Source organism: Rhodococcus sp. NPDC059969, assembly GCF_042738325.1.
Taxonomy (GTDB): Bacteria; Actinomycetota; Actinomycetes; order Mycobacteriales; family Mycobacteriaceae; genus Rhodococcus_F.
In genome coordinates, this window is the sequence record NZ_JBHWUF010000002.1 from 337,238 (window position 1) to 361,326 (window position 24,089).

Here is a 24,089-nt window from a genome sequence, read left to right on the forward strand (position 1 = left end):
CACAAGAGATGTCGGAAAGGTCTGACTATCCGGTGCGGAGTGTGCGAGAAATCGGGCGCTCAGTTTTGGGGCGACGCGGCAATGCGCAGGTCGATTTCCCGAGCGCTGAGTAGGTGGTCGAGGACAAGAACCGCGCAGCCGAGAATGCCGGACTGTGCGCCGTGGCTGACCGATGCGATCTGCAGCTTTCGGGTGGCAAGCGCCGTTGCATTGCCGTACACGGACTCTCGAAGCCCGGCGAGGAAGAGTTCGTCGGCCTCGGCCATGTCGCCGCCGATGATCAGGACCTCGGGATTGAGGAGGTTGACCGCGCCCGAAATGACGTCGCCGATCAGTCGACCGCTGCTTCTGATGAGCCGGCGGGCTTCGCTGTCACCGTCCAGGGCGAGGCGGACAACGTCACGCACATGCCCGACGCTCCGACCTTGATCTCGAAGGGCGTGCACGAGAGCCCAACCGCTGGCGACGGTTTCGACGCAGCCGACGTCGCCGCACCGACATTTCATGCCCCGCGCCGCAGCGGTTTTCGTGTGCCCGATCTCGCCGGATGCTCCGAGTGAACCGCGTTGGAGGACTCCACCCAGGACGATTCCCGCGCCCAGGCCGGTCGATGCCTTGATCATCAGGAGGTTGGGCGCGCTCTCGCGTCGTTCGCTCAATTCGGCCAGAGCCATCACGTTGGCATCGTTGTCGGCGAACAGCGGTGCCGTCGTCACCGATGCCAGGTAGGGGGCAAGAGCAACTCCGTCCCATCCCGCCATCATCGGGGAATCGAGGCTGGCTCCTGCAGCGACGTCGACGGTTCCGGGAATGCTCAGTCCGACTCCGATGACTTCGGTGGACTTGCGCTGGACCCGGGCCAGGAGTGACGAGAGATGCTCGGCAATTTCGGGCATCAGTTCGTCCGGGCCGACTCCGACCGACTTGTCGATGTCTTCCGCTGCGAGGATCGTGCCCGCCAGGTCGGTGACGGCAAGTTGTGCCCGCGATCGACCGATCGCCACGACGAGAACCACGCCGGACGCCTTTGCGAACGTGAGAGTGGACGGCGGCCGTCCGCCCGTCGACGGTCCCTCGTCGTCATCGGCGATCAATCCAAGCGATTGAAGTGCCGCAACCCTGGCCGATACTGCTGTCCTGGACAGGCCGGTGAGCTTCCCGATCTCGCTGCGAGTGGTCGCTGAACCGCTGCGTATCAGCGTGAATACCTCTCCTGCGGTAGCCGGAGTTGTGGACGGTCGGGTCATTGTCCTATTCAAGCATTCCTTGTCGGCAACTTCAGCGTGCGAAAGTTGCCCTACTTTGTTCACAAAAAGACTTAAGTAGGTCTTGTGCAAAAGCAGAAGTAGGCATAGTGTGTGTCTTGACTCACTGCCACGGGCGTCCGAGGAGACGAGTCGCAGTTTCTGTGAAGCAGGGCGCACAAACAGGGGAGAACCTGATGAGCCGCACCGATACACAAGAGATCGTCGAGTTCGCACGTAAGTGGCAGCAGTTCGACGGTGGACCCGACGAAGAGATCTTCGTAACTTTCGGCCTCGCCCCGGACGAGTATTTCCGCAGGCTGCAGGCGATTCTCGACGACGGCGTCGCAGCGCTGACTCCGCCCGTCGCCGGCGAACTCGCTTCGGTCTGTGCGCATCGACTCGGCCGATCGACGAATCGGCCGGGCGCCGGTAAGTCCGCAGCGTAGCTCCGAGTCACCCGAATCCGTTTCACCCGAGTAAGGAATTGAGGTCGCCATCATGCACAAGCACCTTCCGATGCCGTACCCGACCGCCGAAGTGTGGGATTGGCAGTTGCAGGGAGCGTGCCGTGGGCACGACTCCGCCGTGTACTTCCACCCGGACGGCGAGCGTGGACATGCTCGCGAGAACCGTGAACGCAACGCCAAGAAGGTCTGCGGGACGTGCCCTGTACTCCAGCAGTGCCGCGAACATGCACTGTCCGTCCACGAGCCGTACGGCATCTGGGGTGGAATGACGGAGACCGAGCGCGCAGAATATGTGCGATCGCTGCGTAAGCGCAGCAACCGGATGCCCGCGGTCGCCAACGCGAGCTGAAGGTCCCTTCGGAAAGGACTCCAGCGTGACGCTCGTTGCCGGTATCGATTCGTCTACTCAGTCGTGCAAAGTCATTGTCCGTGACGCCGATTCAGGCGAACTGGTACGAGAAGGACGAGCGGCTCATCCAGTCGGTACCGAGATAGATCCGGCACGCTGGCTCGAGGCGATGGACAGTGCAATTGCCGCGGCGGGTGGGCTGGACGACGTTGTAGCCGTTTCCGTCGGAGCTCAACAGCACGGCATGGTGTGTCTGGACAACGGCGGCGAGGTCGTCAGGCCGGCGCTGCTGTGGAACGACACTCGTTCGGCCAAGGCTGCGTCCGATCTGGTAGAAGAACTCGGCGGATCGAACGAATGGGCCGACGCCGTCGGAGTCGTTCCGGTCGCTGCAGTCACGGCAAGCAAGCTTCGATGGCTGGCAGATCACGAGCCGGCCAACGCCGATCGCACTGCCGCGGTGTGTCTTCCGCACGACTGGCTGTCCTGGAAATTGGGCGGGTCAGGGTCGTTGAAGGAACTTGCCACCGACGCGGGCGACGCCAGTGGAACCGGCTATTACGCTGCCTCGACGCGCGAATACCGTACCGATCTGTTGGCGTTGGCATTTCGCGATCGAACCCCACAGGTTCCCCGAGTTGCAGCGCCGAACGAGAAGATCGGAAGCACTCACTCCGGGGGAATCATCGGACCGGGCACGGGTGACAATGCCGCAGCCGCACTTGGTTTGGGTGCAGTCCCCGGTGACGTGATCATCTCGATCGGAACTTCCGGCGTAGTGTCCGCTGTATCAGTCACGCCCACACACGATCCCAGTGGAAACGTGGCAGGATTCGCGGACGCGACCGGACTGCACCTGCCGCTGGTATGCACTCTCAACGGCGCTCGCATTCTTGATGCGACGGCATCCATTCTCGGCGTCGATCACGCCGAACTGTCCAGGTTGGCGCTGACCGCGCCCCTCGGAAACGACGGGTTGGTCATGATCCCGTACTTCGAGGGTGAGCGGACGCCCAACCGGCCCGACGCCACGGGAGCCATGCACGGTTTCCGTATGCAGAACTCGACGCCTGCGCACTTTGCACGAGCCGCCGTCGAAGGTCTCCTGTGCGGCTTGGCCGATGGCGTCGACGATCTGGTTCGTCAGGGTGTCGAGGTGAAGCGAGTTCTCCTTGTGGGAGGCGGAGCGAAGTCTCGTGCACTCTGTGAGATAGCGCCGGCAATTCTCGGGGTGCCGGTCGTGATCCCTGCTCCGGGTGAGTACGTCGCCGAGGGAGCCTGCCGGCAAGCAGCATGGGCTCTGTCCAAAGACGTGCAGCCGCCGGTGTGGCCGAAACCGGAAGAGCGGCGATTCGACGCCGAGCCAGCTCCCCACGTGCGTGAGCGTTACGCGTCGCTGCGCGAACTCACCGAAGGCGTGTAACCACAGAGCCTGACACCGTTCGCTCGGTTAGGGTGACTCCGTGGACTTGTTGGTAGGGATAGACATGGGGACGGGCAGCAGCAAAGGGGTTCTGGTGACCCCTGACGGTGTGGTCCTGGCAACCGAGCAGATCGATCACCAGATCTCGATGCCCCGGCCAGGGTGGGCCGAGGTGGACGCCGAGAAGATGTGGTGGTCCGAGGTGTGTGCGATCTCGAAACGTCTTGTGGCGCAAGTTCCCACGAATGCCAAGGTGGCCGGCGTATGTGTCAGTGGTGTCGGCCCGGCATTGGTGTTGTGCGACAGTGAACTTCGTCCTGTTCGTCCGGCTATCCTCTACGGAATCGACAGTCGAGCGTCAGCGGAGGTGGCCTCGCTGACCGAATTGTTCAGCGAGGAGGCAATACTCGATTGTGGTGGCAAACTCCTGTCGAGTCAGGCCGTCGGACCGAAGATCGAATGGGTGCGCATCCACGAACCGGATGTTTTTGCCGCGGCGACGCGGTGGTACGGCTCGAATTCGTACATCGCCGCAAAGCTGACCGGCGAGTACATTCAAGATCATCACACGGCCAGTCAGTGCGATCCGCTCTATTCGGTTCGAGACTTCAGCTGGAAATCCGAGTGGCTCGATCGCATTCTGGGACATCTGGAATGCCCACGTTTGGTGTGGCCGAGTGATGTTGTCGGACTTGTGCACGGTGATGCGGCTGAGCAGACCGGACTACCGGTCGGAACTCCTGTTGTCGCGGGTACCGTCGACGCCTTTTCCGAGGGGTTCAGTGTGGGTGCACGTCATCCCGGGGATCTCATGCTCATGTACGGGTCGACGATGTTCCTTGTGCAGGTGCTCGACAAGTTTCACAGCAACCCGGCATTGTGGACAACCGCAGGCGTTCAGAAGAATACTTTGGCACTTGCGGCCGGCACATCCACCGCCGGAAGCTTGACCGGCTGGCTTCAAAAGCTCACCGGTGATGCACCATTCGAACAGTTGCTCGCCGAAGCTGAGGCAGTACCGGCAGGCGCCGAAGGGCTGTTGATCCTGCCGTACTTTGCCGGCGAACGTACCCCAGTGTTCGACCCCAAAGCCAGAGGCGTGGTCGCAGGACTCTCGTTGCGCCATGGCCGGGGTCATCTGTTTCGAGCAGCCTATGAGGGCATAGCCTTCGGAATCCGTCAGATACTCGAGATGTTCGGTGACACAGATGAACCCGTCCGACGCACGATCGCGGTGGGAGGTGGGGTCAAGAGTCGGGTCTGGACGCAGGCGATCAGCGACATCACGGGACACACACAGTTGGTTCCCGCTCAGACCATCGGCGCCAGCTACGGCGACGCGTTGTTGGCTGCGATCGGAACCGGACTTGTTGCGCCGGATACTGATTGGACGACGCTTTCGCACGAGGTAGTGCCGAATGCAGCCAACAGCGCGATGTACGAGGATTTGTATCAAACGTGGTTGACGCTGTATCCGTCGACGAAGGAACAAATCCACGCCCTCGCCGAATTCGGCTGAACGGCCTGATGGCTGCGGCCGTTCAGCTCACGAGGTAACCGCCGTCGATGGGAAGATCGGTTCCGTTCACCATGGCGGCGGCGTCCGACGCCAGCCAGACGACGGCCTCGGACACCTCGTCCGGTACGGCAAAGCGGCCACTCGGGATACGATTCAACATAGGTGCGGCCTTGTCGTGCTCACCCCATACCGTCTGTCCCATCTCGGTGAGTACAACCGTCGGGCAGACCGAGTTCGCCCGGACGCCGCGGTTACCCAACTCCAAGGCAAGCACTTTGGTGGCCATCACCAAACCTGCCTTTGCGATGCAGTACGAATAGTGCTCGGGCAACGCGCGCAAGGCTGCTGCTGAAGCAACCGTCACGATGGCTCCGCCGCCCGCATCGGCCATGGCCGAGCCGATCTTCGCGGCGAGCAAGGCCGGGGCACGGAGGTTGACGTTCAGAACCACGTCGAAGTTGGGTTCGGTTATGTCGGTGACAAATTCGGGATACGAGATTCCAGCGTTGTTGACCAGCACATCCAGTCCGCCGAATACCGCGAGAGACTCTTGTGCGACCTGGGTCGGTGCGTCGGGGGATGCGAGGTCTGCAACGAGAATCTCGGCGCGCACGCCACAACTGTCGCGGAGTCTGTCGGCCAGCGTTGTGAGTTCGGAACGGCTACGACCGGAGACGATTACGTCCGCACCGGCTTGGGCGAAGGCGTGTGCGATTTGCGTGCCGATGCCTTTCGAGGCTCCAGTGACAAGAGCGCGTTTTCCGTCGAGCGGACGCGTTGACGCAGTAGGCATGGCAAAGCCTTTCGAAGTTACTCGACCGCAAGTATCTGTTGTGCGGTGGTGGGGTCGGTGACGAGTTGATTGAAGTACCGGCTGCGCGCACCGGCGATGATTGGAGCGACTTTCTCGGCACCGACGGCCACGGCGATGCCCACCGGGATATCTTGCAGTGCAGACAGTTCGAGCGCAATAAGACGTTCGCTACCGGGGAAGTCGACGGTGTTGCCGTCGCGATCGTAGAAGCGAGAGCAGATGTCGCCCACGGCTTCTCGAAGTGAGGACGACGTTATCGGAACGAACTGCGGAATGTCGGCGCGCAGTAGGGGTGGAGCGCCGATGCCCATGAGGATAGCCCGAGCCCGTGGCCACAGGCCGAGAACTCGCTGTATGGCCGGATCCTTGGTGAGGGTCGGATACAGATCGGGACCTGGAAGCGCCGGCGCAAAAAGATAATTCGGACGTCCGCCGATCTTGTTCGAGATCAAGCGGGTGATCTCGTTGGTCTGGTACCACTCTTCCGGTTGGTCGTTGCCGCCGACAGTGGGAGCGACCAAGACTCCTGGAATGGGCGTCAGATCGTATTGCGCGACTTCGTAGACCGTCCGCCCGGAGGACACGAGCAGTACGTCACCTGGCACGAGGCCTGCGCCGGCGAGTGCCTCGGCCGTCGCCGGGGCGAGTACCGAACCCATGACGTCAACCGTGCCTTTCTGCTGTGCCGGAGTGGGTAGGGGACCTGAGAGGTACACGCGATGCAGCCCGAGCTTGACGCGCAACCGCTCGGCCAGGCTTCCATGTGCTTCTTCCTGAGGCGGCACAACTTGGATGCGGACTATGCCCTGCCTTCGCGCCTCGGAGAGCATGCGACTGACGGTGGCGCGGCTGGTGCCGAGGGCTTTTGCCACTTCGGCTTGAGTGGCGTCCTCGTCGTAGTAAAGCTTGGCCGCGGTGTAGAGCAACGCGCGTGTGAAGGTGCTGTTCGTGCTGGTCGGTGCCGAACCGGCAGGCGTGGATGCGGGTAGTGGCATCGCGTCTGAGCTGCTGATCGGCATGACAGAAAGGTACCGCATGAACAGATGCTCACGCACCTAGTTCAAATGAACAATTGTGCTGGACATATGTAATTCGATCCGATACTGTGACCGCCGACACATGAAATTGTGTTCATGTGCAGCCACTGGACCAGCGCTTTGCGCCCCATCCAGACCTGATCCCAAGAGGAGACAACGATGTCCGAGACGATGAAGGCGGTCATCTGCCACGGTCCGCGCGACTATCGACTCGAAGAAGTGCCGAAGCCTGTTCCGGGCCCCGGTGAAGCGCTGGTTCGGGTCGAAGCAGTCGGAATCTGTGCGAGCGACCTGAAGTGCTATCACGGTGCAGCAAAATTCTGGGGCGACGAGAACCGTCCGGCTTGGGCCGAGACCGAGGTCATTCCGGGGCACGAATTTGTCGGTGAGGTTGTCTCGATCGATGCGGAAGGGTCGAAGCGCTGGGGGATCGCGGTGGGCGATCGTGTGGTCTCCGAACAGATCGTTCCGTGCTGGGAATGCCGTTACTGCAAGCGCGGGCAGTATCACATGTGCCAGCCGCACAACCTGTACGGATTCAAGCGAGTCACTCCCGGCGCGATGGCCGAATTCATGGTCTATCCAGTGGAAGCTTTGGTGCACAAGGTATCCAAGGATCTGCCGGCAGCACATGCTGCGTTTGCAGAGCCGCTGTCGTGCTCACTGCACGCCGTGGAGCGGGCTGGAATCACCTTTGACGACGTTGTCGTTGTTGCGGGCTGCGGGCCGATCGGGCTGGGGATGGTTGCCGGTGCGCGGGCAAAAAGCCCGGCGCACGTGATCGCTCTCGACATGGCACCGGAAAAGCTCGAGCTCGCCAAACTGTGCGGAGCCGACATCGTCGTCAACATCGCCGACGAAGATGCCGTGCAGATCGTCAAGGATCTCACCGACGGTTACGGAGCCGATGTCTATCTAGAGGGAACAGGCCATCCGTCTGCAGTTCCCCAGGGCCTCAACATCTTGCGTAAGCTCGGCACCTACGTCGAATACGGGGTGTTCAAAGACGACGTCAGCGTCGACTGGAGCATCATCAGCGACGACAAGGAACTTGACGTACTCGGGGCGCACCTGGGGCCCGACTGTTGGCCGGCCGCAATCCGGATGATCGAGTCAGGCCTGCTGCCGATGGACAAGATCTGCACGCATCAGCTTCCGTTGGAAGACTTCCAGCAGGGACTCGATCTGGTGGCCAGTGGCACCGAGTCCGTGAAGGTCTCACTCATTCCCTGACGGTTCGCACCCCCGACCTGTGCCGCAGGTCGTTCGAGATCCCCACCCATCCAGTTCAGCGGAGAATCAACATGAGTCGTTTCACACCCCGCGTCCCATTCAGCGGTGGTCCACAGCTCTCGCGTCGAGAGATGCTGCGGGCGTTCGGTATCGCGGGGATGGCTGCCGCGAGCGTGCCCATACTTTCCGCCTGTGGTGTCGGTGGCGGTGAGAAGCCGACCAACGGAGCGTCGGAGGTGACAGGCGGATTCAACTGGCGGGCGCTCGAAGGTACGAGCATCAACATCCTGCAAACCCCGCACCCGTATCAGCAGGCGTTGCAGCCGCTGCTCGCTGATTTCACCGAATTGACCGGTATTACAGTCAAAGCCGATCTGGTGCCGGAGGCCGACTATTTCACCAAGCTCAACACGGAACTTGCCGGTGGTACCGGCAAGCACGACGTATTCATGCTCGGCGCGTACTTCATCTGGCAGTACGGGCCGCCGGCCTGGCTCGAGGATCTGCAGCCCTGGCTCGAGAACACATCGGCCACCAGCGACGAGTACGACTTCGAGGACATCTACGAGGGGTTGCGTACCTCCACCCGCTGGGATTTCGAGTTGGGGTCTCCACTCGGAACCGGTGGGCAGTGGGCACTACCGCTCGGATTCGAGAACAACGTCGTCACCTACAACAAGAGAGTCTTCGACGACAAGGGCATCAAGCTGCCCGACACATTCGACGGATTGATCCAACTTGCAACGGATCTCACGGATCGAAGTGAGAACGTCTACGGAATCGCCACGCGAGGCTCGAAGTCCTGGGCGACGATTCACCCGGGGTTCATGACGCAGTTCACCCGCGAGGGCGCGAAGGACTACGAATTCCGGGGTGGCGAGTTGGTGGCGACCATGGATTCGGACAAGGCTGTCACCTTCACCGAGAAGTGGATCGACATGATGCACGCTGCCGGACCGACCTCGTGGACAACGTACGACTATCCGCAGGCGACAGGCGATCTCGGTGACGGCAAGGCAATGATGGTCTACGACGCGGACAGTGCCACGTACCCGAAGAACAAGCCCGGAGCCAGTCGCGAAGCGGGTAACCTCGCGTGGTACCCGGGTCCGGCGGGTCCGGACGGGAGTTACGCGACCAACCTGTGGACGTGGTCGTTGGCCATGAATGCGCGTTCCGAGAAAAAGCATGCGGCATGGCTTTTCCTGCAGTGGGCCACCAGTAAGGGAACTCTCAACGACGCGGTCAAATCAGGCATCTTCGCGAACCCCGTGCGCGAGTCCGTGTTCAACGAAACTTTCAAACAGGAAGTCGGCGACGGTATGCCGGGCTATCTCGAAACGTTCGAGACGGTGATCGGCAGTTCCAAGATCCAGTTCACGCCTCAGAAGAAGTTCTTCGACACCACCGAGGACTGGGCTGTCGCGCTGCAGGACATCTACGGCGGCAAGGACGCGAAATCGACGCTGTCCTCGCTCGCCAAGACCAACACATCCAAGGTAAACCTCTGATCCGCGGCGGATCACCGGAGCAAGGGAGTAAGGAAAAGTGACTACCCAATCCACCCGTCCGCCGTCGGAGGCGCACTCCGCGAAACCGGCAGGCGCACCGCCCCGCAACGTCGAACCTCCCGAAGTACCGATGTGGCGACGCAAGTTGCGCCCCTACATCCTCTCGATTCCGGCTGTGGTGATCGTTGTCGGAATTCTCTATCCGTTCGTGATCGGCGCGTACTACTCGTTCTTGAATTACGCGGCAGTGAACCCGGATCCGCAGTTCGTGTGGTTCAAGAACTTCGCGAGTGTCCTGGGCGACTCGAGCTTCTGGACCAGCGTGCGTGTGACCGGAGTCTTCGCGATTGTCGCCACGGCAGTCGAGACGGTGATCGGCGTCGGCATCGCGCTACTGCTCAACCGTTCGAGCTTGATCGGGAAGATCTTCGAGAAAGTGCTGATCCTTCCGTTGATGATCGCACCGGTCATCGCCGGCGTGATCTGGAAGCTGATGTTCAACCCGCAGTTCGGAATTCTGAATCACGTTCTGGGACTGGGCAACACATTCGACTGGTTGAGCAGTCAGAACGCGCTGTGGTCCGTCATTCTGGTGGACCTGTGGATTTTCACTCCCTTCGTGGCAATTCTTGTTCTCGCCGGCATGCGTTCGCTACCGAAGGAGCCGTTCGAAGCGTCCGAGGTGGACGGTGCCAGCTGGTTCTACATGTTCCGCAGGCTGATGCTGCCCATGTTGTGGCCATACATTCTGGTCGCCGTGATCTTCCGATTCATGGACAACCTCAAAGTGTTCGACGCGGTGTACGTCCTGACTGCGGGTGGACCAGGACTGTCCACCCGAACGCTCCAGATCGGTGCGTTCGAGGATTCGATCATCAATCTCGACTATTCCCGCGGCAGCACCTACATGTTCTTGCTGTGGATCATCGTGTTCGTCACCGCGCGCTATCTGGTGAGCGTGTTGGGCAAAGCGCAGCGTCGTGCTGCCGGAGCGGAGTCGTAAAGTCATGGCCAGTGAATTGATGCCAGGCCAGAAGAGGTTCACGGTGGGTGCCGTAGCCGCGGACATCGTGTTGGTCGTGTGGTTCGTCTTCTCGCTCTTTCCCATCCTGTGGATGTTTCTGCTGGCGCTGAAGACTCCGGCCGAGCAGACCACCACATACTTCAAGTTCAGTCCCACGTTCGAGAACTTCGGAACCGTGCTGAGTCAGAAGGGTACGGATCTGACGAGTGTCGACTTCAAGTCGGCTCTGCTCACCAGCTTGATCAATTGTGGTGGTGCTGTTCTGGTTTCGTTGGCTATCGGCATTCCGGCTGCGTATGCTGCCGGACGGTGGAAGTACAAGGGATCCAACGATTTGATGTTCAACATGCTGTCCTTCCGCTTTGCGCCGGAGCTGATGGTGATCGTGCCGCTGTTCGTCATCTACAACCAGATCGGGTTGTTCGACACCAAACTCGGAATGGTGTGGGTTCTGCAACTGGTGACGATGCCCCTGGTGGTCTGGATCTTGCGCTCGTATTTCGAAGATCTGCCTGAAGACCTCGAACAGGCGGCCCTCCTGGACGGATACACGCGCAAGCGCGCATTCGTCATGGTGGCGCTACCACTTGTTCGTCCGGGAATTGCCGCAGCAGCGCTACTTTCGTTCATCTTCGCGTGGAACAACTACGTATTCCCACTCATCCTCGCCGACAGCAACGCCGGAACAGTCACCGTCGCGGTGACCAAGTTCCTCGGTGGTGGCGGACAGGCCTACTACAACCTGACAGCTGCGGCTGCGGTGATCGCTGCTCTACCACCGCTGATTCTGGCGTTGACGATCCAGCGATACCTTGTGCGCGGACTGTCGTTCGGGGCGGTGAAATCCTGATGGTCGCACTTACTGTCAAAGCATTGACCAAGCACTACGGAAAGACCGTGGGCATCGACGGCATCGACCTCGACGTGGCAGACGGTGAATTCCTCGTCATTCTTGGACCTTCGGGCGCAGGCAAGACGACGACGCTCAAGTCGATAGCCGGACTCGTCGAAGTCGACGATGGCACGGTCGACATCGGGGGAGTGGACATGACGCTCGTCGAGCCGTACCACCGCAACGTCGCCATGGCCTTCGAGAGTTACGCGCTGTACCCACAAAAGACGGTGTCCGAGAATCTGGCGTCACCACTCAAGTCCGGTCGAACCGGAAAATACTCGGAGGACGAGCAGAAGCGCCGGATCGACACCGTCACCAAGACCTTGGGAATCAACCACCTTCTCGAGCGCTTTCCACGCGAACTGTCGAACGGGCAGCGGCAGCGTGTTGCTCTCGGGCGAGTGTTGGTACGGCCGGCCGACGTGTACCTTCTCGACGAACCGCTCTCACATCTCGATGCCAAACTACGGGCCGCGATGCGTGCCGAATTGCGTCAGCTCGGTCAGATGTCCAACACCACAACGGTATACGTGACACACGACTATCAAGAAGCACTGGCGTTGGGTGATCGTATCGCGATCCTGCGGGAGGGTCGGTTGGTCCAGATCGACACACCGGCGAACATCTGGCATGCGCCCGCTGACACCTTCGTGGCGCGCTCGCTCGGCCAACCCGAGATCAACGTGTTCGACGCAGTAGTCGACGGGGCAGCGCTCCGGGTGCTCGGAACCGATCTGGAGGTCGGGATTCCGTCGGACATCACGATATCTACGTCGGTTGGTGCTCGAATCGGTATCCGACCGTGTGACATCGAGATCCGGGCAGATTTCTCGCGGAACTCCGGTTCGGTGGCCGTACGCGGCCGCATCCAATTGGTGGAGCGTCTCGGCCGCAATGTCGAACTCTCGATAGATCTCGGCGGCGGGGTCACGATGATCGGTCTGTCTTCGGGTGGTTCGCTCGCGGTCGAAGGCGCCGAGATCGTTGTGGAAGTGGCGCGTCAGAACATTCACCTGTTCGAGGGAGCGCCAGAGGGAACAGACAGTCGACGACTCGGCAGCGCGATCGCCGGCGCCGGTAGGACCGGCGACAGTGTAACGACCCACGCAGCACAGGAGGACAGGCGATGACCACTACCGCCGATAGCCGTCGCGCCACGAAGGTCGCGCAATCACTCACCCTGGACAACCTGGAGAAGACCTACTCTTCACGCGGGCGGGCAACATTCCACGCGGTCAAAGGAATCGACCTGCACATCGAACCCGGAGAGTTGGTCGCCCTGCTAGGTCCTTCGGGATGCGGCAAGACGACAACCCTGCGGATGATCGCCGGACTGGAGACCGTCTCGAGTGGGGAGATCTTGATCGGTGACCGGAAGATCAGTCAGTTGGCGCCCGGGAAACGAGGCGTCGGGGTTGGATTCGAGAGCTACGCTTTGTATCCGCCGCTCTCGGTACGCGACAACCTCTCGTACGGATTGAAGGCCCGAAAGGTTGCGGGCGCAGACGAACTGGTGTCCACCATCGCCCGTCGTCTCGAGATGGAGGACCTACTCGACTTGCGTCCGGCAGGATTGTCGAGCGGGCAGAAGCAGCGAGTTGCACTCGCTCGGGCGCTTGTGCGCAATCCGCCGGTGCTGCTCCTCGACGAACCGCTCTCGCACCTCGACGCGTCGGCGCGGCAACGGGTTCGGCGTGAACTGAAGATGCTGCAACGCGAATTCGGCTACACCACAATCGTGGTCACCCACGACCAGGTCGAAGCGCTGAGCTTGGCCGACCGGCTTGCGGTGATGGACGGTGGCATCATCCAGCAGTACGGCACTCCCGACGAAGTGTTCGACGATCCGGCCAACATCTTCGTGGCGGAGTTCGTGGGCGAACCTCAGATCAACATGTTCGACGGAATTGTCCGACTCGAGAACGGATCTGCGGTCGTTGCCATAGGTTCGGCTGGTACCTTGCCGGTCGCGGCACGCAATGTCGTTGAGGGTCAGTCGGTTCGGGTCGGGGTTCGCCCCCAGGACATGACCATGGTGCCGGGGCCTGCCGGGCATCGGCAGATCACCGTGCACGTGAAGCATTTCGAGCACCTGATGGAGTTCGGTTTGGTACAGGTGAACGCAGCGGGAGCCGAGTCGACTGGCTCGGGATCAACGCTGATGGTTCAGACGCCGGCCCACGAGAGGTTTGCGGCAGGCGACGAGTGCGCTGCGACTGCTCTTCCCGAACGTGTCTATCTGTTCGACCCCGAAACCGGAAATCGACTGCGTTAGAGGTACTTTGTCATGACTCGGCTATTCAATGATCCCGCGACATTTACGGAAGACATGCTCGAGGGTTTCCTCGACGCCAACTCCGACTATGTTGTCGGTGTACCAGGCGGTGTAGTACGAGCCCAGGAGACACGACCGGGCAAGGTTGCGGTCGTCGTAGGTGGCGGTTCCGGTCACTATCCCGCGTTCTGTGGTGTTGTCGGGCCGGGGTTCGCCGACGGCGCAGTGGTGGGAAACATCTTCACGTCTCCCTCCGCCGCGGAGGCGACCTCCGTCGCCCGCGCCGTCGACAGCGGTGCCGGGGTTCTTCTGACCACCGGAAATTACGCGGGTGACGTGATGAATTTCTCGCTCGCAGTGAAAGCTCTGGCGCACGAGGGAATTGATGCTCGATACCTGCCGGTCACCGACGACATTGCGAGTGCATCGGCGGAGGACGTCACGAAGCGGCGGGGAATCGCCGGTGATTTCACGGTGTTCAAGATCGCGTCGGCTGCCGCGGAAGCGGGGTACAACCTCGACGAGGTACAGCGAGTGGGCCGGGCGGCGAACGACAACACACGAACACTCGGTGTTGCTTTCGACGGATGCACCATGCCGGGCGCGGACCACCCACTTTTCACAGTGGAAACCGGAATGATGGATCTGGGGCTCGGTATTCACGGAGAACCGGGTGTATCCACGCACGAGATGCCAAGTGCCGCAGAACTGGCGCGGCTATTGGTCGACGGCGTGCTTGCCGAACGACCGGACGGTACCGGGACACGCGTCGGTGCCATCCTCAACGGGCTCGGACGTACCAAGTACGAGGAATTGTTCGTGGTCTGGGGAACCGCGTCGAAGCTGTTGCGGGAGGCCGGATACACGATCGTCTCGCCGGAGGTCGGAGAGTTGGTGACCAGTCTGGACATGGCCGGTTGTTCACTGACGCTCATGTGGCTCGACGAGGAACTCGAATCGTTCTGGACCGCAGCCGCGGACACTCCGGCATTTCGGCGCGGAACATTCGGTGTGGCAACACGATCGGGGGAGCGCCGCAGGGCCGCTTCCGTGCACGAGACGTCTGGTGTGAGCGCCGCGGGCGACGAGCACGGGCGACAATGCGGAGAAACTGTGGCTACGGTCATCGAGGCTCTCGCTCGGGTGATGGCGGACAACGAGGAAGACCTGGGCCGTATCGATGCGGTGGCAGGCGACGGAGACCACGGGCGCGGGATGGTTCGTGGAACCGAGTACGCGACGCTGGCAGCGCAAGCCGCAGCCGCGCAGGGTGCAGGGCCGCAAGGAGTTCTGACTGCAGCGGGTGAAGCCTGGGCGGCAAAGGCAGGCGGAACCTCCGGCGTGCTGTGGGGTGCCGCGCTGACGGCGATGGGAACCAGGCTGGGCGACAAGGGACAACCAGGCGCCCATGACCTCGCTGACGGTGTGCGGGCGGGCTACGACGCGATAGTGGCGCTCGGTGGAGCAAAACCAGGCGACAAGACGATGCTCGACGCCCTGTGGCCTTTCGTGGAAACCTTGAGTGCCGCAGTCGGAAACGGGGTGCTCACGGCACAGGCGTGGGACGAAGCCGCCGTCGTTGCCCAGACCGCAGCCGACGCCACGGCACAATTACGCCCGCTGGTGGGTCGGGCACGACCGCTGGCAGAACGGAGCGTCGGGACCCCGGATGCCGGTGCGATGTCGATGGCGATGTGTGTCCGTACCGTCGCCGATTTCTTGAACACGAACTCTGAACACAAGGAGCACGAACATGGCTGAGCGACTTCGTATCGTCGTCGGTTGCGACGACGCCGGCTTGGAATACAAGCAGGCACTCAAGACCGACCTCGAAGCCGACGACCGCGTAGAGGTGGTGACCGATGTCGGCGTCGGAAACGACGAGCACACTGCGTATCCACACGTTGCTGTCACCGCCGCCAGGTTGGTGGCCGACGGCAAAGCCGACCGGGCGCTCCTCGTGTGTGGAACAGGATTGGGCGTCGCCATCAGCGCCAACAAGGTGCCGGGGATCCGCGCGGTGACTGCCCACGACAGCTTCTCGGTGGAGAGATCGGTGCTCAGCAACGACGCACAGGTCTTGTGTTTCGGGCAGCGAGTGGTTGGACTCGAACTCGCCAGGCGACTGGCGAAGGAGTGGCTGGGCTACCACTTCGACACTCGGAGTGCCTCGGCCGAGAAGGTTGCTGCGATCGGCGAATACGAGACTGCCGGCAAGCCCGGCGACTGCTGATCGCTCAGAGCAGGCCGAACTTTCGGACTGCGTCGAGTAGCGCGTGCGGGCGTTCTGTCGTCGGCAGGGGATCGACAAGTGCGAACTGGCAACCGACGTCGCGGGCAGCGCCGTCGGCGATGTCGCTGTCACCGACCATCAGAGTCTGCGCCGCATCCACATCGAGTTGTGCAAGGGCGTACTCGAAGATCGCCGGTTCGGGCTTGACTGCACCCACCTCGAAAGAGAGTACGAACTCGTCGACCCAGACGTCCCAGCCTCGGTCGACGAACGCCGGTCGGATGTCGAAGGCGATGTTGCTCAGGACCGCGGTTCGTATGCCCTTCTCCGACAATGTCTTCAGGACCTCCCCGGTATCCGGGTACGGCGACCACTGGTCCGGATCGACCAGTAGGGCGTAGAAAGCCTCGGCGCGAACCGGATCGGGAACTCCGGACTTGCTCAACACGTCGAGGTAAGCCTGACGATGCAACTTCGGATCTCGGTCGCGGTTCTCCCACGCGTAGATACCGGCTTCGTCCATCTCGACGGTTCTACCCACCGGCGCGGTCATCCGGCGCATCAGCTCGGCTTGAGCATGCACGTCGAGCGGATCACCTTGGTGATCGACGAGGTGCTCGTTCCAATCGTCGCTCTCTTCCAAACGGAAGAGCGTTCCGGAGAAATCGAACAGCGTCGCGGCGATATGTCCGTCTTGATGGGCCGTGCTGTCAGTGTTCACCTCGACAGGTTATCGGCGTCCGCTTTCCGATGCGTGATGTGAGCCAGTGCACGCGTACTTTGAGAGGGCACATTTTCCGAGGTTCCCCCGACGGGCGTGATTTCGACGCCCCGGATGAACCGAACGACGAGGGGGATCCTCCGTGTCCGACCACGCGAACACACCAGATTTGACGAAGCCGTCCGGCGAAGACCCCCACCTCTCACGTCAGCTGTCCAACCGGCATATTCAGCTGATCGCCATCGGTGGGGCCATCGGCACCGGACTCTTCATGGGATCGGGCAAGACGATCTCTCTCGCCGGGCCTTCCGTGATCTTCGTGTACATGATCATCGGCTTCATGCTCTTCTTCGTCATGCGTGCGATGGGGGAGTTGCTGCTCTCCAACATGGCGTACAAGTCTTTCTCGGACTTCGCCGCTGACCTGCTGGGCCCCTGGGCGGGATTCTTCACCGGCTGGACGTACTGGTTCTGTTGGATCGTCACCGGCATCGCTGACGTCATCGCGATTTCGGGCTACTTCAAATACTGGTGGCCAGGTCTCGCGGCGTGGATTCCCGCTTTGCTGACGATCGCGGCCCTACTCCTCCTGAACTTGCCGACCGTGAAAGCCTTCGGTGAAACCGAGTTCTGGTTCGCGCTGATCAAGATCATCGCCATCGTCAGCCTGATCATCGTCGGCATCGTCATGGTCGTCTCCGGGTTCACTGCGCCCAACGGTGCCACCTCGGGCATCGACAATCTCTGGAACGACGGGGGCATGTTCCCGACCGGATTCATGGGCTTCGTGGCCGGTTTCCAGATCGCCGTGTTCGCGTTCGTGGGTATCGAACTGGTCGGCACGACAGCAGCCGAGGCGAAGGACCCGGAGAAGAACCTGCCGAAGGCCATCAACTCCATCCCCATTCGTGTGCTGCTGTTCTACGTCGTTGCGTTGACCGTGATCATCGCGGTGACTCCGTGGCGTGAAATCAGTGCAGACAAGAGTCCGTTCGTCGCCATGTTCACCCTCGCCGGCCTCGGCATCGCTGCATCGGTCATCAACTTCGTCGTGCTGACCTCAGCTGCATCTTCGGCGAACTCGGGTATCTACTCCACCTCGCGCATGGTGTTCGGGCTTGCGCAAGAGGGCGACGCACCGCGGGCTCTCGGCAAGCTGAACTCACGCAAGGTTCCCGCGAACGCCCTGATGTTCTCCTGCATCTTCCTGCTGGCGTCGCTGATCCTGCTGTTCTCGGGCGACTCCGTGATCGAGGCCTTCACCGTCGTCACGACCATCTCGGCGCTGCTGTTCATGTTCGTGTGGACGATCATCCTGGCGAGCTACATGGTGTACCGGAAGCGTCGTCCGCACCTGCACGAGGCGTCGAAGTTCAAGATGCCCGGCGGCATCGTGATGTGCTGGGTCGTGCTCGCGTTCTTCGTCTTCATCCTCTGGGCGCTGACAACCAAGGACGACACCCTGCAGGCACTTGTCGTCACGCCGATCTGGTTCGTCGTTCTGGGAATCGCGTGGGCGATCATCCGGCGCCGACCCGCTCACCGGGCACGATACGACGCATTCAAGTCAGAACTGGACGCCAGCCGACAGAACGGCGAAAAATAGTTTTGGTCAAGATCGGGTAACGGTGGCGGCCGCCTTGATCAAACTGTTACATTCTTCGGCAGACAGAGGAGCGGGCTTCATCAGAAGGACCCTGCACGCCGACGACTGACGGAGTACACACTGTGGGAAACCACCACCGCACGGGCAATGACGATGTTGTCTTCGAGATCGATCCCGAGGCAGCGAGCGGCCGCCACCGCACCGCGTCGTCTGGCCCTGGTGCCGGTGTCAAGGCAGGCGTCGTAGCTGCGGCTACCGGTGCACTCCTCGTCGGTGCAGGCCAGATGGGTGCAGGAACCGCTGCTGCGGCGCCCGCAACACAGACCATCGCGGGCTTCGAACTCCCGCAGGGTCTGCTTCCCGAGGGCGTTGTCGTTCCGGCTGAATTGGCAGCTCTTCCCGCTCTCGACATTCCCGAGCTTCCCGATTTTGCAGCTGACCTCAACACGCAGGCACAGCAGTTCCTCGCCGGTATCAATCCCGGCACGTCCGCTCGCACGGTGCAGCCGGTGTCCGGCACGCTGACCTCCACCTTCGGTTCGCGCTGGGGAGCACACCACGGCGGCCTCGACATCGCAGCCCCGATCGGTACGCCGATCCTGGCTGCCGCCGACGGCCAGGTCATCGACGCCGGCCCGGCGTCAGGTTTCGGCCTGTGGGTCCGTGTCCAGCACGACGACGGCACCGTCACCACGTACGGTCACGTCAACGATTACCAGGTGAACGTCGGTCAGCGTGTCAACGCCGGCCAGCAGATTGCCACCGTGGGTAACCGTGGCCAGTCCACCGGCCCGCACCTCCACTTCGAGGTTGCCGAGAACGGCGCAAAGGTCGATCCCGCAGCGTGGCTGCAGGCCCGCGGCGTGGCTGTCACCTGGGTAGACAACTCGTAAGAAAGCTTCTTGTAGTACTGCGGTGGTGCCGGGAAAATCTTCCTGGTGCCACCGCAGTTCTCGTTTGTCGGTGACCCCGGCCGGATAGCCTTCAGTGACGTTGATCGTCGAAGGGGGAACGCGCGATGGGTGCAGAGGTCACGGCAAGAGAATTCACCAGAGCCGATCGCAGGCTCTTTCGTAAGAAGGTGCGCTCATGCGTCGACGCCATGAAGCAGATGCTCGACGGTGGTGACTTTCGGGACGCCGTCGACAAGCCGGCGCCGCTGCTGGGTATGGAGATCGAATTCAACCTGGTGAACGGAGACATGGCTCCTGCGATGTCGAATCGTGAAGTACTCGAATCCATAGACGACGCTGCGGTTTTCCAAACCGAGCTCGGACAGTTCAACGTCGAGATGAACGTCGAACCCGGCCCGCTCACCGGTGACGCGACTTTCGAATTGGAAAAGAAACTGCGGGCGTCCCTCGACGTCGCAGACGCACGAATCCACGCGCACGACGCCGAGATGGTGATGATCGGCATGCTGCCGACACTGCAGCTCGAGCATCTCGATCGAGAGTGGATCACCGCCAACCCGCGCTACGAATTGCTCAACGAGCAGATTTTTGCCGCGCGAGGAGAGGACATCGAACTCGACGTCGAAGGTGTCGCGCTACCTGGCGGCGACGTGGAACTTCTTCGGGCCGATACCAATTCGGTGGTGCCGGAGGCGGCGTGTACGTCCATGCAGTTGCATCTGCGGGTGGCGCCGGAAGAATTTGCCGCGCACTGGAATGCCGCGCAGTGTCTGGCCGGAGTGCAAGTGGCGTTGGCCGCCAATTCTCCTTTCCTGGCGGGCAAGGCACTCTGGCACGAATCACGCATTCCGATCTTCGAACAGGCCACGGACACCCGAACTTTCGAGCTCAAGAATCAAGGTGTGCGTCCGCGGGTGTGGTTCGGTGAACGGTGGATCCATTCGGTGCTCGACTTGTTCGAGGAGAACTCGCGGTATTTCCCGGCCCTGCTGCCTGATGTGTCGGACACCGATCCACTGGAAGTGCTCGCGGCGGGCGGGGTTCCGGAGTTGAGCGAGCTTCAGATGCACAACGGCACGGTCTACCGGTGGAATCGACCGGTGTACGACTGCTCGGATGGCAAGCCGCACTTGCGTATCGAGAATCGCGTACTGCCGGCCGGACCGACCGTCGTCGACATCATGGCTAATGCAGCCTTCTACTACGGAACCGTTCGGGCACTGGTGAACGCGGAGCAGCCACTGTGGTCGCACATGTCTTTTCACGCGGCGGAAGAGAACCTGCACATCGGCGCCAAGTACGGACTGGATGCGACCCTGTACTGGCCGGAGATCGGTTGGGTCGGTGCCGACGAGTTGATATTGCGAAGGTTGCTGCCGTTGGCGCACGAGGGCTTGACGGACTTCGGATTGTCCGCCGCCGCCCGCGATCGGTACCTCGGCGTCATCGAAGGGCGGTGCATGAATCGGCAGACCGGTGCCGCCTGGCAACGAGAGCATGTTGCGCGGGCGGAGGCCTCTGGCGCGGACCGCTCGACTGCGCTCACCGGAATGCTCCGCGGTTACGTGGAGAACATGCGCACGGGAGATCCTGTTCACACCTGGTCCTGATTGCTCTGCTAATTCTCCTATCCGTCAACAGTTTCGGGGACCTAAGTCCCCGAAATCGAGAGGGGGCGACCCCAAAAAAGCCGGACAAGTGGGATGGTTAGAGTGAAAGTGGCTCGGTTACTTCTTCAGGAAGGTGGGCACATGAGTTCACGCGAACATAACAGTGTTGTTGTCGGAGTCGAGGGTTCGGACACTGCGTCCACCGCGCTCCGCGAAGCCGCGAAAATCGCCGCCCAGCGCGAATTGCGACTCGACATCATCCACGCTCTCGACTTCGCGCCGTACGGTTTCGGTGGACCGTACGTCGACGCGGGTGGGGTGTACGAATGGGTCGAGGAGGCCGGAAAAGCGATCTTGGCAGAGGCGGAACAGTTCGCCCGTGAGATCGATCCGAAACTCGAGGTTCACACCGAAATCGCCATCGGCAGTGCAACTCAGTGGTTGATCGAGAGTTCGGCACAGGCCAGGCGCGTCGTTGTCGGAGCTTCTGCATCAGGCAAGGCGGCGACGGCAGTACTCGGCAATACCGCGGTCGGCGTGGCCAGTCATGGCAAGTGCCCGGTGATCGTCGTCCGAGACCGCGACGGCGCGGTGCCCTCGGAGGGGCCGGTCGTGGTCGGCGTCGACGGCAGCGCATTGAGCGCGCAGGCCGTCGGGGCGGCTTTCGAGGAAGCGGCATTCCGCGGCGTCGAGTTGGTGGCGCTGCACGTGTGGAGTGACCTCGGTAGCGCGGCATTCGAAGACCCGAGGGCCGCTGCACTTGCACCGCAGTCCCTCGAAGAGGAAGAGCACGCGGTTCTCAGCGAGAGCTTGGCCGGTTGGTCCGAGCAGTACCCGGACGTGAAGGTCCGGCGCGAGGTCTACCTCGACAACCCACGCGGACGGCTGCTGGACTGGTCGGCAAAAGCGCAGCTCGTGGTCGTCGGTAGCCGTGGTCGCGGTGGATTCCGCGGCATGCTGCTCGGCTCGACCAGCAACACCCTGATCGCTTCGGCCAAGTGCCCCGTCATGGTGGTTCGTCCCGAAGAATCTTGACCCTCTTCAGGTTCTCCCGCTACCCCGTTCATTTCGGTCATCGAATATGAACGGGGTAGTCACATGAATGCGGACTCAGGTTCCGTAGTGTTCGATGTGAGTAAGTGTTCGATGGGAGTACCACTGCCCGTGTGCGCGTCGCACACGGCAGCAATCGTCAGGATTGGGGTTACAACGTGCGTATCGGTATGGGTTTGAACTACAGCGGCGGGTTCGCCGAAACCGTCGAAGAGGTCGGTGACCTGGAAAAGGCCGGCCTGGACATCGCCTTCGTCCCGGAAGCGTATTCCTTCGACGCGGTCAGCCAGCTGGGTTACCTGGCGGCCAAGACGTCGACAATCGAACTCGCTTCGGGAATCTTTCAGATCTACACCCGTACGCCTTCGTTGACCGCGATGACGGCAGCGGGCCTGGACTTCGTCTCCAACGGCCGCTTCGTCATGGGACTGGGCGCCTCCGGGCCGCAGGTGATCGAGGGATTCCACGGCGTGAAGTACGACGCTCCGTTGGGGCGCACGCGTGAGGTCGTCGAGATCTGCCGCCAGGTGTGGCGCCGCGAAAAGGTCGAATACCAGGGCAAGTATTACCAGGTCCCGCTCCCCGCCGAGAAGGGCACCGGACTGGGCAAGCCCCTCAAGCTGATCAATCATCCTGTGCGTGAGCGCATCCCGATCCTGATCGCTTCGCTCGGCCCCAAGAACGTCGAGCTGACAGCCGAGATCGCCGAAGGCTGGGAGCCGATCTTCTTCCATCCGGAGAAGGCAGCCAGCGTGTGGGGCGAGCCGATCGCCAAGGGCAAGGCCAAGCGCGATCCGAGCCTCGGCGAGCTTCAGGTATACGCGTCGCCGGCGCTCGCCATCGGTGACGACGTCGACCACATGCTCGACTGGGTGCGCCCGAGCCTTGCGCTCTACATCGGCGGCATGGGCGCCAAGGGCAAGAACTTCTACAACGACCTCGCAGTGCGTTACGGCTACGAAGAAGCCGCTGAGAAGATCCAGGATCTCTACCTCGCGGGCAAGAAGGACGAAGCCGCAGCAGCAGTCCCCGACGAGCTGGTTCGTGCCGTGTCGTTGATCGGTCCCGAGAGCTACGTCAGGGAACGCGTCGCAGCCTTCGCCGAAGCGGGCGTCACGACGCTCAACGTCACGCCGTTGGCTGCCGATCGCAACGGCCGTGTCCAGCTGATCGAGAAGTTCCGCAAGATTTGTGACTGACCCTGCCGTGCGCCTTTATTAACCGCCCGCGGTTAATAAAGGCGCACAGCAGAGCGGGAAATAGTCCTGTTCATGAAGGGTCTGATGGCCGGCTCCAACAATCCGCCCGCTCGGATCAGAACTTTCGTGAGCGGATCTGCTGCGATGTGATGGTGCCCGCGCTCCATTCCGTTCAGCGCCGCTCGTGCGACGACCGACGGTTCCACCGGGGTGATCGCACCGGAAACCGCAGCAGTCTCGGGCGGTTTCCGAGCGTTCTCCACGTCGAATCCGGGCGTTTGAGTGTCCGGGGGATAGAGGACGCCGACGGTGATTCCGTGCGGTTCCATTTCGTATCGCAGGCTGTGTGCAAGTTGGTGGACTGCAGCTTTGGTCGGGCCATAGCCGCTGTATCCGACAACACCGATCAGGCCCGCGGTGGAGCTGGTCAACAGTACCGAGCCGTTGCCGCTTGCCACCATCGCTGGGAGGACAGCGCGTAGGACATGCACGGCGCCCAGATAGTTCAGTGCCATCTGAGATCCGAACTCCGCGACGTCGACGTCGAGAAATCGCCCGGGGAGCGAGGTTCCTGCGCAGGAGACCAGAGCGGTGCACGTGCCGCTGCGGGACTGCAAATCTTCGACGGCTCGTTGAACGGCATCGAAATCCGTGACGTCGGCGCTGGCCCATTGCGCTCCGATTCGGGAGCCGACTGCTTCCAACCGATCGGCGTCGCGCGCAATCAGTGAAACCTTTGCCCCTCGAGTTGTTGCCTCATTGGCCACTGCCTCACCGATTCCGGACGAGCCTCCGGTGACGATCAGGTGAGAGGTGTTCCAGTCGATTCGGGATCTCTTGCGCACGAAACCCGATTTTAGGCGCTTGTTGACAGGACTTTTTGCACTTCTGACCGGTCGGGTTCTTCACCTATCGTGGATCGGGTAGCCAGGGTCCGCGTGCGAATCCGGCTCCAGTGG

Annotated in this window: 22 protein-coding genes; 17 read left to right on the forward strand and 5 right to left on the reverse strand. The window is 61.6% G+C overall.

Features of this window, described 5'->3' with window-relative positions:
• Window positions 1-59 precede the first annotated feature (59 nt).
• Entirely contained in the window at window positions 60-1,247 is a 1,188-nt protein-coding gene (locus ACFWAD_RS10530; RefSeq protein ID WP_378543411.1) for an ROK family protein, read from the reverse strand.
• Window positions 1,248-1,441: 194 nt separating this feature from the next.
• On the opposite strand from ACFWAD_RS10530, the gene ACFWAD_RS10535 reads away from it, so the two are divergent.
• The 4 genes from ACFWAD_RS10535 to ACFWAD_RS10550 are packed head-to-tail and all read left to right on the forward strand — an operon-like array spanning window position 1,442 to window position 5,005.
• Window positions 1,442-1,693, forward strand: a complete 252-nt coding sequence (locus tag ACFWAD_RS10535; RefSeq protein WP_378543414.1) for a DUF3263 domain-containing protein — start codon at window positions 1,442-1,444, stop codon at window positions 1,691-1,693.
• Between the two features lie 52 nt (window positions 1,694-1,745).
• Window positions 1,746-2,063, forward strand: coding sequence for a WhiB family transcriptional regulator (locus ACFWAD_RS10540; protein WP_230814392.1), 318 nt, complete (start codon window positions 1,746-1,748; stop codon window positions 2,061-2,063).
• Between the two features lie 25 nt (window positions 2,064-2,088).
• A complete protein-coding gene (gene xylB, locus ACFWAD_RS10545) occupies window positions 2,089-3,486 on the forward strand; it encodes a xylulokinase (RefSeq protein ID WP_378543417.1) in 1,398 nt (465 codons plus the stop codon).
• Between the two features lie 40 nt (window positions 3,487-3,526).
• On the forward strand, window positions 3,527-5,005 hold the full coding sequence (locus tag ACFWAD_RS10550; RefSeq protein ID WP_378543420.1) for an FGGY-family carbohydrate kinase: 1,479 nt from the start codon (window positions 3,527-3,529) through the stop codon (window positions 5,003-5,005).
• A 22-nt stretch (window positions 5,006-5,027) separates the two neighbouring features.
• Here the strand turns inward: ACFWAD_RS10550 and ACFWAD_RS10555 are convergent, their stop codons facing one another.
• Window positions 5,028-5,798, reverse strand: a complete 771-nt coding sequence (locus ACFWAD_RS10555; RefSeq protein WP_378543423.1) for an SDR family NAD(P)-dependent oxidoreductase — start codon at window positions 5,796-5,798, stop codon at window positions 5,028-5,030.
• A gap of 17 nt (window positions 5,799-5,815) precedes the next feature.
• Entirely contained in the window at window positions 5,816-6,838 is a 1,023-nt protein-coding gene (locus ACFWAD_RS10560; protein ID WP_378532516.1) for a sugar-binding transcriptional regulator, read from the reverse strand.
• 177 nt (window positions 6,839-7,015) lie between these two features.
• Between ACFWAD_RS10560 and eltD the strand changes: the two genes are divergently transcribed.
• The 8 genes from eltD (at window position 7,016) to ACFWAD_RS10600 (ending at window position 16,027) form a co-directional block, all read left to right on the forward strand.
• Complete coding sequence (eltD, locus tag ACFWAD_RS10565; RefSeq protein WP_378543426.1) at window positions 7,016-8,089, forward strand: erythritol/L-threitol dehyrogenase; 1,074 nt, start codon at window positions 7,016-7,018, stop codon at window positions 8,087-8,089.
• A gap of 131 nt (window positions 8,090-8,220) precedes the next feature.
• On the forward strand, window positions 8,221-9,600 hold the full coding sequence (locus tag ACFWAD_RS10570; RefSeq protein ID WP_378543853.1) for an ABC transporter substrate-binding protein: 1,380 nt from the start codon (window positions 8,221-8,223) through the stop codon (window positions 9,598-9,600).
• A 37-nt stretch (window positions 9,601-9,637) separates the two neighbouring features.
• On the forward strand, window positions 9,638-10,603 hold the full coding sequence (locus tag ACFWAD_RS10575) for a carbohydrate ABC transporter permease (protein WP_166809424.1): 966 nt from the start codon (window positions 9,638-9,640) through the stop codon (window positions 10,601-10,603).
• Between the two features lie 4 nt (window positions 10,604-10,607).
• Complete coding sequence (locus tag ACFWAD_RS10580; RefSeq protein WP_021345201.1) at window positions 10,608-11,474, forward strand: carbohydrate ABC transporter permease; 867 nt, start codon at window positions 10,608-10,610, stop codon at window positions 11,472-11,474.
• Entirely contained in the window at window positions 11,474-12,649 is a 1,176-nt protein-coding gene (locus tag ACFWAD_RS10585) for an ABC transporter ATP-binding protein (RefSeq protein WP_378543429.1), read from the forward strand. Before ACFWAD_RS10580 ends, ACFWAD_RS10585 begins: the two co-directional genes overlap by 1 nt.
• Entirely contained in the window at window positions 12,646-13,794 is a 1,149-nt protein-coding gene (locus ACFWAD_RS10590; protein ID WP_378543438.1) for an ABC transporter ATP-binding protein, read from the forward strand. Before ACFWAD_RS10585 ends, ACFWAD_RS10590 begins: the two co-directional genes overlap by 4 nt.
• 12 nt (window positions 13,795-13,806) lie before the next feature.
• Window positions 13,807-15,555 (forward strand): dihydroxyacetone kinase family protein, encoded by a 1,749-nt coding sequence (locus tag ACFWAD_RS10595; RefSeq protein WP_378543441.1) that lies wholly within the window; start codon window positions 13,807-13,809, stop codon window positions 15,553-15,555.
• Window positions 15,548-16,027: a ribose-5-phosphate isomerase gene (locus tag ACFWAD_RS10600; protein ID WP_378532525.1), complete on the forward strand. Its 480-nt coding sequence runs from the start codon at window positions 15,548-15,550 to the stop codon at window positions 16,025-16,027. Before ACFWAD_RS10595 ends, ACFWAD_RS10600 begins: the two co-directional genes overlap by 8 nt.
• 4 nt (window positions 16,028-16,031) lie before the next feature.
• On the opposite strand, the gene ACFWAD_RS10605 is transcribed toward ACFWAD_RS10600, so the two are convergent.
• Window positions 16,032-16,748, reverse strand: a complete 717-nt coding sequence (locus ACFWAD_RS10605) for an HAD family hydrolase (protein ID WP_378532527.1) — start codon at window positions 16,746-16,748, stop codon at window positions 16,032-16,034.
• Between the two features lie 142 nt (window positions 16,749-16,890).
• Between ACFWAD_RS10605 and cycA the strand changes: the two genes are divergently transcribed.
• The 5 genes from cycA (at window position 16,891) to ACFWAD_RS10630 (ending at window position 23,130) form a co-directional block, all read left to right on the forward strand.
• Entirely contained in the window at window positions 16,891-18,354 is a 1,464-nt protein-coding gene (gene cycA, locus ACFWAD_RS10610; RefSeq protein ID WP_378532529.1) for a D-serine/D-alanine/glycine transporter, read from the forward strand.
• 122 nt (window positions 18,355-18,476) lie between these two features.
• Window positions 18,477-19,247, forward strand: a complete 771-nt coding sequence (locus tag ACFWAD_RS10615; RefSeq protein WP_378446373.1) for a M23 family metallopeptidase — start codon at window positions 18,477-18,479, stop codon at window positions 19,245-19,247.
• A 125-nt stretch (window positions 19,248-19,372) separates the two neighbouring features.
• Window positions 19,373-20,878: a glutamate-cysteine ligase family protein gene (locus tag ACFWAD_RS10620; protein ID WP_378543444.1), complete on the forward strand. Its 1,506-nt coding sequence runs from the start codon at window positions 19,373-19,375 to the stop codon at window positions 20,876-20,878.
• 141 nt (window positions 20,879-21,019) lie between these two features.
• Complete coding sequence (locus tag ACFWAD_RS10625; RefSeq protein ID WP_378532533.1) at window positions 21,020-21,913, forward strand: universal stress protein; 894 nt, start codon at window positions 21,020-21,022, stop codon at window positions 21,911-21,913.
• Between the two features lie 176 nt (window positions 21,914-22,089).
• Entirely contained in the window at window positions 22,090-23,130 is a 1,041-nt protein-coding gene (locus ACFWAD_RS10630) for an LLM class F420-dependent oxidoreductase (protein ID WP_378543856.1), read from the forward strand.
• Window positions 23,131-23,162: 32 nt separating this feature from the next.
• Here the strand turns inward: ACFWAD_RS10630 and ACFWAD_RS10635 are convergent, their stop codons facing one another.
• Window positions 23,163-23,975 (reverse strand): SDR family oxidoreductase, encoded by an 813-nt coding sequence (locus ACFWAD_RS10635; protein WP_378543447.1) that lies wholly within the window; start codon window positions 23,973-23,975, stop codon window positions 23,163-23,165.
• Window positions 23,976-24,089: the final 114 nt, after the last annotated feature.

Excerpts from the sequence above, each read along its gene's own strand:
- ACFWAD_RS10625 (WP_378532533.1), top strand. The coding sequence starts at position 21,020 with ATGAGTTCACGCGAACATAACAGTGTTGTTGTCGGAGTCGAGGGTTCG.
- ACFWAD_RS10600 (WP_378532525.1), top strand. The coding sequence starts at position 15,548 with ATGGCTGAGCGACTTCGTATCGTCGTCGGTTGCGACGACGCCGGCTTG.
- ACFWAD_RS10530 (WP_378543411.1), bottom strand. The coding sequence starts at position 1,247 with ATGACCCGACCGTCCACAACTCCGGCTACCGCAGGAGAGGTATTCACG.
- ACFWAD_RS10560 (WP_378532516.1), bottom strand. The coding sequence starts at position 6,838 with ATGCCGATCAGCAGCTCAGACGCGATGCCACTACCCGCATCCACGCCT.
- ACFWAD_RS10555 (WP_378543423.1), bottom strand. The coding sequence starts at position 5,798 with ATGCCTACTGCGTCAACGCGTCCGCTCGACGGAAAACGCGCTCTTGTC.
- ACFWAD_RS10590 (WP_378543438.1), top strand. The coding sequence starts at position 12,646 with ATGACCACTACCGCCGATAGCCGTCGCGCCACGAAGGTCGCGCAATCA.
- ACFWAD_RS10585 (WP_378543429.1), top strand. The coding sequence starts at position 11,474 with ATGGTCGCACTTACTGTCAAAGCATTGACCAAGCACTACGGAAAGACC.
- ACFWAD_RS10540 (WP_230814392.1), top strand. The coding sequence starts at position 1,746 with ATGCACAAGCACCTTCCGATGCCGTACCCGACCGCCGAAGTGTGGGAT.
- eltD (WP_378543426.1), top strand. The coding sequence starts at position 7,016 with ATGTCCGAGACGATGAAGGCGGTCATCTGCCACGGTCCGCGCGACTAT.
- ACFWAD_RS10580 (WP_021345201.1), top strand. The coding sequence starts at position 10,608 with ATGGCCAGTGAATTGATGCCAGGCCAGAAGAGGTTCACGGTGGGTGCC.
- ACFWAD_RS10535 (WP_378543414.1), top strand. The coding sequence starts at position 1,442 with ATGAGCCGCACCGATACACAAGAGATCGTCGAGTTCGCACGTAAGTGG.
- ACFWAD_RS10620 (WP_378543444.1), top strand. The coding sequence starts at position 19,373 with ATGGGTGCAGAGGTCACGGCAAGAGAATTCACCAGAGCCGATCGCAGG.
- ACFWAD_RS10595 (WP_378543441.1), top strand. The coding sequence starts at position 13,807 with ATGACTCGGCTATTCAATGATCCCGCGACATTTACGGAAGACATGCTC.
- ACFWAD_RS10570 (WP_378543853.1), top strand. The coding sequence starts at position 8,221 with ATGCTGCGGGCGTTCGGTATCGCGGGGATGGCTGCCGCGAGCGTGCCC.